At 32.1% G+C, this 13,492-nt stretch carries 7 protein-coding genes and 5 pseudogenes; 7 read left to right on the top strand and 5 right to left on the bottom strand.

All coding sequences use genetic code 11. The annotated features are described in order from the left end of the window. Positions 1-258 precede the first annotated feature (258 nt). A complete protein-coding gene (locus COE49_RS20860; RefSeq protein WP_088233010.1) occupies positions 259-1,938 on the bottom strand; it encodes a helix-turn-helix domain-containing protein in 1,680 nt (559 codons plus the stop codon). A gap of 1,194 nt (positions 1,939-3,132) precedes the next feature. Beyond that, positions 3,133-4,277: pseudogene (locus COE49_RS20855) on the bottom strand (RNA-guided endonuclease InsQ/TnpB family protein). A gap of 965 nt (positions 4,278-5,242) precedes the next feature. Between COE49_RS20855 and COE49_RS20845 the strand changes: the two are divergent. The 5 genes and pseudogenes from COE49_RS20845 (at position 5,243) to COE49_RS20825 (ending at position 10,401) form a co-directional block, all read left to right on the top strand. Beyond that, positions 5,243-6,943, top strand: coding sequence for a hypothetical protein (locus tag COE49_RS20845; RefSeq protein ID WP_098946055.1), 1,701 nt, complete (start codon positions 5,243-5,245; stop codon positions 6,941-6,943). Between the two features lie 1,139 nt (positions 6,944-8,082). Continuing rightward, the gene (locus tag COE49_RS20840; RefSeq protein ID WP_098946054.1) at positions 8,083-8,373 is read left to right on the top strand and encodes a hypothetical protein; all 291 of its coding nucleotides are present in this window, start codon (positions 8,083-8,085) and stop codon (positions 8,371-8,373) included. A 7-nt stretch (positions 8,374-8,380) separates the two neighbouring features. Then, a complete protein-coding gene (locus COE49_RS20835; RefSeq protein ID WP_070146758.1) occupies positions 8,381-8,566 on the top strand; it encodes a hypothetical protein in 186 nt (61 codons plus the stop codon). Between the two features lie 100 nt (positions 8,567-8,666). Further along, positions 8,667-9,848, top strand: a pseudogene (locus tag COE49_RS20830) (FtsK/SpoIIIE domain-containing protein). Beyond that, positions 9,787-10,401 carry a replication-relaxation family protein gene (locus COE49_RS20825; protein ID WP_098946053.1) on the top strand — a complete coding sequence of 205 codons (615 nt, stop codon included), beginning with the start codon at positions 9,787-9,789 and terminating at the stop codon, positions 10,399-10,401. The pseudogene COE49_RS20830 and the gene COE49_RS20825 overlap by 62 nt, the downstream one beginning before the upstream one ends. Positions 10,402-10,406: 5 nt before the next feature. Here the strand turns inward: COE49_RS20825 and COE49_RS20820 are convergent, their stop codons facing one another. After that, on the bottom strand, positions 10,407-10,637 hold the full coding sequence (locus COE49_RS20820) for a helix-turn-helix domain-containing protein (protein WP_000467332.1): 231 nt from the start codon (positions 10,635-10,637) through the stop codon (positions 10,407-10,409). 530 nt (positions 10,638-11,167) lie between these two features. Between COE49_RS20820 and COE49_RS28520 the strand changes: the two are divergent. After that, positions 11,168-11,569, top strand: a pseudogene (locus COE49_RS28520) (Y-family DNA polymerase). Between the two features lie 395 nt (positions 11,570-11,964). Here COE49_RS28520 and COE49_RS28130 read toward each other — a convergent pair. Both COE49_RS28130 and COE49_RS20805 read right to left on the bottom strand, forming a co-directional pair. Then, positions 11,965-12,154 (bottom strand): annotated as a pseudogene (locus tag COE49_RS28130) (Rpn family recombination-promoting nuclease/putative transposase); the annotation flags it as partial. Positions 12,155-12,490: 336 nt separating this feature from the next. Beyond that, positions 12,491-12,643, bottom strand: a pseudogene (locus COE49_RS20805) (IS6 family transposase); the annotation flags it as partial. A gap of 211 nt (positions 12,644-12,854) precedes the next feature. Between COE49_RS20805 and COE49_RS20800 the strand changes: the two are divergent. Next, the gene (locus COE49_RS20800; protein WP_088233005.1) at positions 12,855-13,406 is read left to right on the top strand and encodes an AraC family transcriptional regulator; all 552 of its coding nucleotides are present in this window, start codon (positions 12,855-12,857) and stop codon (positions 13,404-13,406) included. Positions 13,407-13,492 lie beyond the last annotated feature (86 nt).

The raw sequence follows: 13,492 nt of genomic DNA, 5'->3' as shown, positions 1-13,492 counted from the left end.
ATCCCGTTGCCTTTGTTACAAAAATAAAGGGTTAGGAGAGAGCTTTAGATAAGTTACTGAAATAATATACATTGCTGATTCTATTGCATATACCATATAACACTACTATAATTTCCTTATTAATATAGAAATATCCCTGTTTCTAAATAGGGATATTTCTATATTTATTAGTGTATTTTAAAACAGGCAAATTCAATAACTACATTAAAAAGAGTCCTATTTCTAGGACTCTTTTTAATACTAATTTTTAGCTTTAACTTACATTTTATCGATAATCATTTGTCTTTTATACCATTGGTTTAATTTGCTTCTCGCCGTACTAGAGAGACGCTTTGTTTTTTTATTATAGAATCTAGAAAGAGTAGGCTGTGATATACCTATCTCTATTGATAGTTCTCGCATAGTTATATTCTTCTTCATATGAATAAACTCTATTCTCTCCCTGATAAGTTGTTCATTTTCATTCGTATCTAATGGTTTTTCTACAATTTTTACTGGATGACTTTCCTCATCTATTGTATCAATTGTTTTCTTTTTCGCTAAGTTTTCCATTGAACTAATTAATTCTTTGGGTGGCAATATTACTATTCCTAACTGTGAATAATAGTTTTTAAACCAATTCTTCTTTGTCAGTTTTTCTTCTTCTAAACCATTATGATATTCCCAATGAGAAATTACTTCTTCTTTTTCTAAATCACTAAGAACATTTTCTAATTGTTCGCGGATACGATTAGGTTTTTGTTTTTGATTTATACCCATAACTGCTAACAAACCTTTATCTCCACCTATAGAATAAGGTCTTTGTAAGCTAGAAAACATTTGACGTATTCTCCATTGCCATGTCAAATATCGAATTAATCTTTTATGATATTTGTGTCTATAACTATTATATTCAAGTGCCTTTTTTGATAATAATGCTGTAGTACTATTAGATCCATATAGATATCCAGATAAGAAACTTCCCGGTTTGATTCGACACGACTCTATCCCCATGTATTCGTTTGTGTTTTTATCTCTCCATAGAACTACGGAATCTAATACAAATAGTCTTTTAATTACCTCGCGTTTTACTTCATAATGTTTACCTGTTTCAGCACGATCATTTAATACGACTACTTCGTTGTCATCATTTAGATATATAAAAATACTCGCTAGGGCCGCAATCCGCTTCGCAACTTTAATTTTATCTTCTACCCTATAATATTCGACACCATTTGCCTTAGCCTTTGAAATACTGCACATTTCTAAAACTTGTTCATATGAAAAATCAATAAATTCATCAGGCGATTTTGCTTCATTCAACCATTGAATCGTGATGGTATCTAAACAATCTGCAGTTAGATCATCCATATTACTCATTACACCATCTACTAATGTATTCCATCTTGCTGTCTCTTCAGTATTCGTTAACTTTAGATCTTCATCTTTATGAGAGGAAAGCTGTGCCACTCCATTACTATCCTTTGTTTCAATAGGATAAGATTTTAACCGTGTGTTTTCATCTTCTTCAAATTGATTTTTAGCTATTCCATCTCTTAACTTATAATAGACCGCGGAGTTATTTACTTCTAAATAATTTTCATTCAATATGTTCGCATCTGATTCACTTGTTGCTGTATGCACTTTATTACTAACTGTCTGATTTTTACGAAACTCTTGTTCAATAAAGACACCTATTGTCTCATCGATGATTAATCTGTAATCATCTATATTTCTATATATATCTAGAGGAGAAACACCTTTTCTTTGTTGTTGCTCTAGCCACTGTACAAGCATTGAAAATGACGGAGAAAGGTATTTTGAAGTCACAATTTTACTTTGATCTGCTTCAACCTCAACATAATAGGAAACCCATTTATGCCACAATTGCTCATCTTGTTTATACAATTGTTCCGTTATTGATAGTGCATCTCTAAACAATTGTAGAACGTCTTCCATATAAATTCTGCTCCTTATATACATTTATTATTGATCTGAACTTGAAAATAATTAGCTATATGATGTCCCTTTTTATAAAAGTAGAAATGAAGTCAGAATATTCTATCCTTTCATTTCACTGTTAACATGTTATGGGCTCTATTTTGCATACTTATAGCCCACTCTGTAACTGATTATACAAGACTGAATCGATTTGTAAAATCCAAATAGCAATTATATAAGTACTTATACAATAACCTATTTTTCATCCATTAGCTCTTTTTCTATTAAATTTTCAATAATATTATTTGTAATATATAAATATACGGATTAAAATACCAATACAAAGCATAATATATAATATCTTATTTTCCTTAAACAAACACCATACAATTTCATAGCAAAGGAATGCAAGTATACTGATCTATACTGCATTCCTTTATTGTAATTGTATGTCCACTATATTTTTATTCTTCCTTTTCTAAAATTAAAAAACTAACATCCAAATTTCTTATTTTTCACCTCTTTCTGGATCCACTCCATTGTAATAAAAACGCTTCATTAAATGTCCAAACTATTAGCTATCCCCCCTAAACAACAATAATTTTTAAAATAGTAGTTCCAACTGTTATAAAAAAACAAATTACATCTTTACAAGAGAAAACAAATTGGATAAAAACAGGTTGTTTTCTTTTATAGAGAAAAACAAAGAAAGAGTGGAAAAGCAATACACAAACGTGTAAATCACATGGAGTAAACCGATAAAAGAACGAAAATTCTGATAATTTAATCGCTAAGGGTTTTCGTTTACTCTTTCTTTGTTGTTATGAGTTTAACATTAAAAATAACATAAATCAACAAAAAAACAAAAAATTCTTATATTTTCGACATTTTATTCATCTCGCTCTAATTTCACCTTAAAAACATAGTTACTGTAGCTTTAAAATAAAGTTTAATCGAAATAATGCAATTAACCCTAATAAACGAACCAGAGAAAAGAGCATATTTTAAAAAAGATCGTGACTTTATTTCAAATCCACAATCTCTCTAAAGTACCTCTTACATGTGAACTACCCACCGCTTGAAGTGGGGGCTTCCTGATTCTACAAGCATTGCCTATCTCTAACGAGATTCGGTCTTACACGCTCTCCACAGGCGTAGATTATACTGTTCGGACAAGACCTTGCCCTACAGTTATATGGATGTTATATACATTTAATATGTTGGCTGATACGCAATTTGCGTTAAGCCGGCTTTTTCAATGTTAATCGCTGCATTGTGGTCACGATCCAGTACAGTACCACATTGTTTGCATACGTGCGTACGAACAGAAAGTGATTTCTTAACTGTTTCCCCGCAATTCGAACATTTCTGTGACGTGTAGTGCGGTTTTACCATTACCAAACATCCACCATTTCGTTTTGCCTTGTAGGAGAGGAATGTACGGAACATCCCCCAACCTGCATCGTGGATGGATTTTGCTAGGTGACGGTTACGTACCATATTTTTGATTTTTAGGTCTTCTATACAAATTACACCATAGCTGTTGGTTAATCGGAAGCTTAGTTTGTGCAGGAAATCCTTACGTTGATTCGCTATCTTCGTATGAATTTGTTGTAATTTGTCTACTTGCTTGCACCAGTTCTTCGAACCTTTTTTCATTTTTGAATGTTTACGTTGCGCACGTTTTAATTTACGCTCTTCTTTGCGTAAGAACGTAGGATTCTGAACTTCTTCTCCATTAGATAGAACCGCAAATTTTTTGATGCCTACATCAATACCAGTTGTTTTATTTGCATCGCAAATAGAATCTTGGTTTACGTGTTTTTCAACACAAAAAGTCGCAAACCAACGGTTTCCTTGATGTTTTATGACAACTTGTTTAACGCGGCCATCTAATTTACGGTGCCATTTGATATCAATGACCCCTAATTTCGAGATAAGAAGTTTACCGCCTTTTGTGAGAGAACACATACGACGGCTTGTCCCCAAGGAACCATCCTTCTTTTTATATTTGAACATACCAAATTGAGTAAGAGTAATAGAACGATATCCTTTAAAACTTTTCATTTTTGGATAGCCAGCATCCTTTTTAAAGAACTTTTTATAGGCTTTTTCCAGTCGCGCAAACACTTCCTGAAAAGGTTGCGAAGGAACCTCTTTTAAGAAATGATATATCTTTTTATCAAGTTTTTGCTGATTTTGTAATTCATACCGTGTTAAGTCTTTTTTGTTTTGTTTATAATATCGTTGTTTATCTAGCAAAGCGGAGTTATATTGCTGACGACAAATGGAAATCCATCTAGTGTATGTTGTTGTTCTATTGTAGGATAGATTTCAAACCTGTAGTTCAATTTCATTATGCCGTCACCTCCGAATGTTTGTTCTAATAACTCTATTATAAACAAATTTTACGATGCTATACCACTCAGAAGTACTTTTGTTAGGTCGGGCCATTCATCTCCCACCTACGCTGTGCTTAGAGGAAGGAGATGAATGGCTGAAGTTCGTTAAAAGAGCAGTAAAAGTAAAAAAATGTAAGGGTTAAAATATTAATTTTACTTCGAACACCCCAAATTCATCAAAATGAAAATTTATAGCCATATCATGTCCCTTTCCATCAAAACATGAAACAAAAATGACATTATGTAACTCTTTTTACTAACTCGAAATTTTTTTCTAAAAATGCTTAAAGCTTGATATATAAGCTTTTCTACTACACCTATACAATTCGTTATGAAAATTTATAGCTATATGATGTCCCCTTTTTTCAGAAGAAACCCCCATAAACCTTTTTATATTAAGACTTTACATGTTTATAACCCTATTTTCATGTATTTATGCAACATGAAAATCCATAGCTGTATGATGTCCCCTTTTTTACCCAAACATGAAAACTATCCTAGCCACTTCATGTTCCTTTTGTAATTATAAAATTACAGATAAACCCCATTAACATCACTATTTAAAAGGGTTCATCTGTTTAATTCACAATTATAAACATGAAAATCCATAGCCATATCATGTCCCTTTTATTTTTTTGAAAATCGATATAACCGTTGATTTAATCATGTTTACAAGGTTTTTTTGCTATTTCACTTCTTTTCTAGCAATATGAAAATCCATAGCCATATCATGTCCATAAAAAAATTTCCTGGAATCCTGAAACCCCTTGATACACAAGGGATTAAAGGGCGTTTCATCTTTTTGTTTTTTCTCTTAAAGGGACGCATTTCAGCAAATTTCGATTTGGTATAATCAAAATTGGTATATTTTATAGTGTTTTGGCATTTATTTCTGAATTTATAGGTAGGAGGTGAAAAAGATGGGAAAATCATTTATTATTCGTAATCAACGTAGTCTAAATGGACAATCTACAAATGCAGTTTTAGTAACACTGAAGTCTTGGCAAAAACTTGTTGAAACTTTCGAAGAGAAATACTACAGCTATAAAGATACATACCTTGAGGATATTGTTAATCAAATGACATATGAGGAGCGTATTGCCGATGTGGATGGCTTCGTAGCACAGGCTAAACCATCTTTTTCACGTCGTACACTATCTGCTATTTCGGAAACAATGGGAAGAAAGCATAAATTATATGGCCTTACAAACGCAGATTTGGAAGTCTTCTTATATCTACATAAAAAATGTTACACGAATGGAGTCATTCCAAATGTAACAATACATATGATGTGGGAAGATTACAAACTATATAAAGAAGAATTTGCTTACATACAGCATTCTCAATTCTATATTGCATTAAAGAAATTAAGTATACATAACATTATTACGATTGAAAATGAATTAGATGGTCGATATACAATTAAATTAACTCATTTTATGAATGAAGAAACTGAAAAGGCGAATGCATATGTTTATATTAGCCCGGTGGTATTTACGAAAGCTTTCTTTGAGCTATCAGTTGCATCTAAGAAGCTATTCTTAGATATTGCTATGCAACAGCACAGTGAAACTACACTAAAACGTTCCTTAGACAAACAAGATGAAAAAGGGAATAAAACTCATTTTGGTGGGATGTACCGCTTTTTACATAAAAAATATCCACATCAAATCCGCGCGGTTATGACAGAATTAACAACTGCATTACCATGTACAGGGACTCCACTATTTAAAATTTGTAAATTACAAAAAGGGGTTAAGAATAAAAAAAGATATACGACTCTATATCTATCCTTACATACGGATTTCTTATGTGCAAAAGAAACAGGAGAAGTACAGTATCGCGATCCATTCACACCAAAGCTTACTTATGCTCGTAAAGCTCGTTTTATCGAATCCGTACTACAAGAAATGAATATTGGTGAATTTACACAAGACATGAACAAGTTTATCCATGTACTTAAATATACATGCCATCGACAAATTCGAAGCGTAATTCATAGCTTACGTGACATGATAGATCGTAATGAAGAATATCCAAGCAAATTAGTATATACACTGAAAAAATTATTAAATCAAACATCACAATATCAAATTCTTGATACCGCAGCTAAAGAGGGTATTTATCCTCTGATTACACAACATGTTCCAAAAGAACAAAAAGAACAAGCTGTATTTGATTTCGGATTGCATTTCTCTATGTACTCTCTGAGAAACATCAAAAAGTTGTTCCGCAAAACGTATGAGTTACTAAACTACAAATTTGCTGTACCTGTTACAGAGGAATCTTATCACCGCAACTATCTAAAGTATCAAGAAGAAACGTTGTTTAGAAAGTACGCTTATGAACAAGGTACAAACCTAAACGCTTATATGGCTTTAGAAATAGAAATACGTGAACTCTTAAAGGTAAGAGGACATAAAGAACGCTCTATTGCTAGTGATGTTCGGGAATTGTTCATTGAGAAGATAGATAGATTACCGAAAGAAAAGCTTCGCGTTATTGAAGTACCAGATAACTTTAATTTAATTACATTTATGCGTGCCTTTGAACAGTTAATACGCGCTGGTATCCCCGTAACAACGGCTGAGCAAGTACTGACAGCAATGAAAACGAACTAATCATAATCAGCTCTCTATTTTTGAAAAAAATTCAAGATAGAGGGCTATTCGTGTTGATACGTTTATTTAAAAGAATTTTACTCATTCTTCACAATAAGTAACTTTACTCGATTCTATTCAAAATAGAGTCTTTTTTTATGCAATCATATACAAAAATAGTATAGTACCTATCTACATTTCCACACATACTTCCATAAAAACATGTTATAAGCTGTCTATATACATTCAAATATCTACAAGAAATCATAAGAAAAAAATTAATTTTCGTGGATAAGTAGATAAATAACACATAATGTGAATAATTTAGTGCCATTATCATTGATATAAATGGCTTATATGCCTTCATCTATCAAAAATCATCAATATTAATGTGAGTTATGTGTGAAATTAGGATACTGTTGATTAAATAACACATAATGTGAATCTTTTGTGGGTAACTATAATAAGATTGTGGAGATTCATTGAATTGATATGAAATTTTACGATTGAATAAATATGTTTAATAATGTATCAAATTGTTTCATTTTTTATGTAGGAATACTAAATTCCATTTATGATTATTTGTAGATTTTAAACCATAATAATACCTAATTTTCCATTGTTAAATTCTACTTTTTATGATTTTTTACGCTATGAAATGTTAAGAGGCTTTGTTAGAGTAAGGATATACGTACATTTGCCAGTCCTATATAAGTTTTATCTTTATATTTTTAATATATATAAGATATATATTTATATTAGATTTTATTAACTACTCTTCAATTACATTGTTATTAAAATGATTGAAAAGATTAATTTACAATTTTAAATTTTATTTTCGAACCACTTAAAAAAAATCATACAATCAAAAAAAAGAGCAGCATATTACCAACATGTGCTCTTCTTTTGATAACTGCTACCGTCAAGTGGTGGCTATCAATTATCATTTATTTTTACGAAAACCATTCTTTTTCTGCTTGTGACGGCGTAAAGAAAGGGTCGTTTTCTTGTTATTAGCACAGTTTCAAAGAATTTAAGATTTTTGTCGAACGTCATTCCTATTTTGGAATGACGTATTTTTTTAGGGACAAATTCGAAAATCCGTATCATTATCATATGTATTTAGTGTATCTAGAATTCTATATGGATGGTGAAGACATATGAGTCAATATCAAATACTGTATAGTACACCTTATCTATATTCTTCTCGAACATTGAATCAAATGTACAAAGCTAATAAGAATGAAGAAAACATATGCGCTATACAAGAGCATATGTTACGTCACGAAGTATACCTGAACCAACAATACCGAGGTTACTATTATTTAAGTCAAAAGATTGAAGAGGAGTTATACGGCGAAGAACATGCATTGTCATGGAGTGAGCTACTGGATGATTATCAACTTTATAGAGATCGTAAGGGGAATTTATCTATCAAACCGAAAGGATGAGATAAACATGACAATCATTGGAGAGCTAGGGATTGTATATGGCGTGACCGGAGCTTCAGTTTTAGGAGTAAAATTGCTGAAGAAGAAAGGGCTTTATCTTCCAGGTTGGTTGCTACGTGCAGGTCTTAAATGCTTGTTGATTGGGAGTGTTTGGTACGTTCTAATGGATATACTAGATGTGTTTCTACGTTAGTATTACATCTGGTAGTTGAAAGTGATTATAATAGCGCATCTTAAACAGCTTTTTATAGGCTTCCATACAGGCTCAACTACCTTAAGGAGGTATGGAGAGAATGTTGTCGCTTTTATTAATTCCAGCAACCTTTATAACTGTCGCTTATTTTTATCAAAGTAATGGAATGAGTGATAAGAAAAAAATTGCAACGTTTTTTGAAATTGCAAAGATATGTGTTCAACATAAAGGTGAATTACAATACCCCATTTTTATAAAAGAAATGAAAGATGATATAAGTATGAATTATGTTTACAAGTTACCACTTGGTGTACCTAGTCAACTTATCCAAAAGTTAGCTGAAGTATTAGAAGAAGGTCTATATAAACCTGTTAAAATATCGTTTCACCAAAGAGAGCTTCATATTCGAGTATTTAGCCAACAAATACCTGAAATGTGGAATTGGTCTAAGGATCTATTAAAAGAGCATACATGGAGCGTTATGGTGGGGAAAGCGTTAGATAAATATGTATATCATGACTTTGAGAAAACACCTCATATGTGTGTAAGTGGAATGACTCGTTTTGGAAAGACAGTATTCTTAAAAAATGTGATGACTAGTTTAATTTTGCAACAATCTCAACACGTTAATTTTTTTATTATCGATCTGAAAGAAGGGTTAGAATTTAGTCCTTACAAAGAGCTATCCCAAGTTGTAGAAGTAGCTGAAAATCCGAAACAGGCGTTAGAAATGTTGGCTAAAGTACGTGAGAAAATGGTCAAACAGATTGAAGTAATGAAGAAGTCCTACTTTACTAATATCATAGATACATCCATAAAAGAGCGATGTTTCATCATAGTAGATGAAGGAGCAAATCTTTGTCCTACACAAGGATTACCTAAAAAACAACGTGATGTATTATTTTTGTGCCAAGAGATGTTATCTGAAATCGCAAGAATCGGAGGTGGTTTAGGATTCCGGCTCATATTTTGTACGCAATATCCAACCTCTGATACATTGCCAAGACAGATCAAACAAAATGCTGATGCGAAAATAGGCTTTCGATTACCAACGACGGTCGCTTCACAAGTTGCTTTGGATGAATCAGGGTTAGAGGATTTGCCTTCTCTTCCAGGAAGAGCATTGTTTAAAACAGATCGTACAGAGGAAATCCAGGTACCTTATTTAAAGGATACAGATATGTAGGAGTTGCTAAAGCAATATAAGGTGGTGAAGCAACATGAGGCATCAAACACTCAAACAGAAAGCGAGACAAATCGAGATTTTATCCACTTTGGGTAAGTTAGATTTTTTAACTAGGAGGCAACTACAAGCTATCCATTGTCTAGGGAGCATTCGAAATGCAAATCGTGTATTAAAGGATATGCCCTCGTATTTTCACATTACAAAAATGGCTCGTGAACTCGTATATTATTTAAATAAAAAGGGACGGGATTTATTAGGCATTACAAAAGAAGTAAAGAAAAGTAGCCAATTACAGCACATATTAATGCAAAACGAGAGTTGGATGTGGCTTGGATTTCCAGAATGGAAAACAGAAAGATCTATCGATTTTTCAATCAATGGTCAACGGTATGAGATTATTCCTGACGCCACGTATTTTGAGGATAATGTACCCCATTTTGTTGAAATAGATCGTATGCAACATATGAAGGCAAATGAACATAAAATACAGTTATATGGCCATCTAACAGATATCTATAAAAGACAGAATGCTATTGTTCCGGTAATTAACTTTTTCACATTATCAGACTATCGGCAATCCAAATTAGAACAATATGCTACAAAACAAAATGTGTTTATGAGAACGTTCGTGATGGACCACATATTCTAGGAATCTTAAATATTGATATCCCAAAAATCATGATAATCAATGCGGTTATCAAATTTTCTTAGTGTTTTAATGATTTTAGTTGCGGATGTTAAAGTGGGAACACGATCCTTTTTATTCGCTAAATCACTTATTAATGATTTACTTAATCCAGTTTTTTGCACTAACCACTGTTGTTTAATTCCTCTACGATCTAAATAGTCACCAAATGGAGTTCTTTTTTTTCCTAGACCAAACATAAGGAATTCCTCCTAAATAAAGAATATCGTACTTATAGCTTGTACAATATTCCATAAAACTAAACCTTTGTTCATAAATATGGAATTATAATTTGAAACAAAGCATAGAATAATATAAATAAAATCAAAAAATATGGAATAATTTTGAGGAATCTAGCATTCATAGTAATAGCTACAAGTTGCTGATACACTATCCTAATGGCAACTTGTTGCAAAGTGCATTCTTACAAAATAAAAAGCTTAAATCCATTGGTACACAAGGGTTTAGGCTTTTCTTAATTCATGGAGTAAAGAAAACGAGTTTAATAAATTAAGAGATACTATATTGTTCAGTGGTCGAATATTGAAGAAATATATGTATGTAATTTCACGTACCATAATGATAATAAATAAATATTTTCTAAATGGTTATATAACGCAAGGCAATAGGTTTGTAATGAGAATAAACGTTCTGTTTTTGGAGGGTAAAACGATGTTTGATTACTCAAAATGGATAAATCAAATGATTTTTTGCCAGTTATGCATGTGTTATGAGGGGTTTAGATCCACTGAAAGTAAAATTAGCTGTCGTTGGGGATATGGATAGAAACGGGTCTATTGTGTTGGCTGCGACTCCTGAGCTGAAAAAATTAGGGATTTCTACAGCAACCAGATTATACGAAATACCAAGAGATCCAAATATAATTGTGGTAAATGCAACAATGAGAAGATATGTTGAAATCTCAGATTAGATCACAGAAAGTTACACGAAGTATGTAGCATTAGAGGATCTACACGTTTACTCAGTAGATGAGTGCTTTCTAGCCATGCAACAAACAGCTCATCTTTTCGGACGTGATCCAATGATAATTGCTAAAAGGATCCAAAGAGAAATATATGACACAACTGGCATAACAGCATCTATTGGAATTGGACCAGATTTGTTTCTTTAAAAAATTGCTCTAGACGTGGAAATTAAACATTCAAACTCTAGGATTGCTATGTGGACATTCGAGAATGTTTCTAAAAAGTTATAGGGAATCGGAACGGCTAGTGAAGAGGTGTTGCATGGAATGGGACTATTTTCCTTGAAGGATGTTGCAAAAACACCTAAAGAGCTTCTAATAAAGCGATTTGGCAAAGTAAAAGGTGAAGAGTCATATCACTTCTCATATGGTATTGATGAGAGCTGGATTGCTAATAAATACATTCTAAAAAGCATTTCTATTACAAAAGGGCAAATATCATTAGAAGACTGTTTTATCCACAACAAATTAAAAATGCTTCTTCTAGAACAAATAGAAGAAACTTGTTTTCGCTTACGATTTTTTGCCATGATATATAATTATTATAGTAATTTTCGTATTTCTTCTGTACTGAGACCAGTGAATTTTGCAATAACTTCTAATGGCATTCCATTTTTATGCATACCACGAATTAATTGGGTTTTCCCTTGTTTAATACCTTCCTCTCGTGCATGAGCTATTTTTTTTAGCTTGTTCATCTAGAAGTATTTTCTCACGAGCTTCATAACCGCTTCAAAAGGTATTTATTTTATAGAAGTACTTCAAATATGAAGTTTTTAATGTTTTGAAGCGATGTTTTTCAGAGATATGTATCTACATCAAAAGGTGTACCTTTTGAAGCGGTGATGCGTAAAATTGTACACGTTACAAATAGTTGCAGTTTTAGTGAAAGTATTGAAAAATGCATCTTGTTTATTCAAAATAGGAAAGAACACTCCCACTTCAAAAAAACACAGAATTGTTAGGTGGTGAGTAGTTCGATTGTATCTTTAATAGGGAAATGAAAATTGGGGGAGAAAAATATTAATATTTTATAGTTTATGCTTTTTTCAAACTTTGCAACAGAACCACCCAGCGCATAATAGTTGTTGGATGAACTAAAACACCACATTCTTTCAAAATTTCAGAGACATCGCGATAACTTAAAGAAAAACGACAATAGTAGCCAACGGCTACCAAAATAATATCTTTTTTGAATTGCTTCCCTTTAAAATATCTCATTTATGATTCCCCTCACTCTGTTTTGCAAAAGTTTAGCTTAGTTTTAAACACTTTGCAATAGAACCGCAATTTAAATCAAAAACGAATAAGTTATATATGATAGATTTAAAAAATAGAAATAATGATTAAAACTAATTTTTTCAAAAAAGTAATTTATAGTGTCGAGAAGAAACTAGATAAAAAATTTATAAACAGAAGGGAAGAGGAAGGTATGCAAAAAGATCTTATAAAAGATGGATTATTAACTGGTAGTTGCCCAGAAAAATATGAAAATGGAGTGGATTATCACATTTTTCAAGGAGAAACATCAATTTATCTCAAATCTAAAGAAAATGTTACTCATAAGGAATTTGGAACTTTAATGTGCACAATCAATGCTGATCGATATCGTGGAAAACGATTACGTTTAACTGCTGTTATAAAAACAGAAGATGTAAAGGAGCGGGCTGGATTATGGATGGGGATTACGGGGGGGAATGCAGAACTGCTTGCTATGGATAATATGAAAAATCGTCCAATAAAACATACGGAAAATTGGAAGCCTCATTCTATCATATTGGATGTAGAAGAAAACGCGGTTGAGATTGCCACTGGTATTTTATTGTTTGGAGAAGGTTGTATATGGGTTACTCATTTACAGTTGGAAGAACTAGATAAAAAGATGCCTTTAGTAAATTTGAAAACAAATGATTGTGAATGTTTACCTATAGAACCCATAAACTTGCAATTTGAAGAGTTAGAGGAGCAAGAAAAGAAAGAATAATAGATATTTATTAATTCATTCATTCATGATATGGGAGAAAACAATGTTATGAATTAATGAATTTTTGAGGGGGGTTCTATTGAAAA

Source organism: Bacillus sp. AFS029637 (genome assembly GCF_002584985.1).
Lineage (GTDB): Bacteria > Bacillota > Bacilli > Bacillales > Bacillaceae_G > Bacillus_A.
Note: the sequence above shows the minus strand (reverse complement) of the source record. Positions and strands in the feature narration are given on the sequence as shown.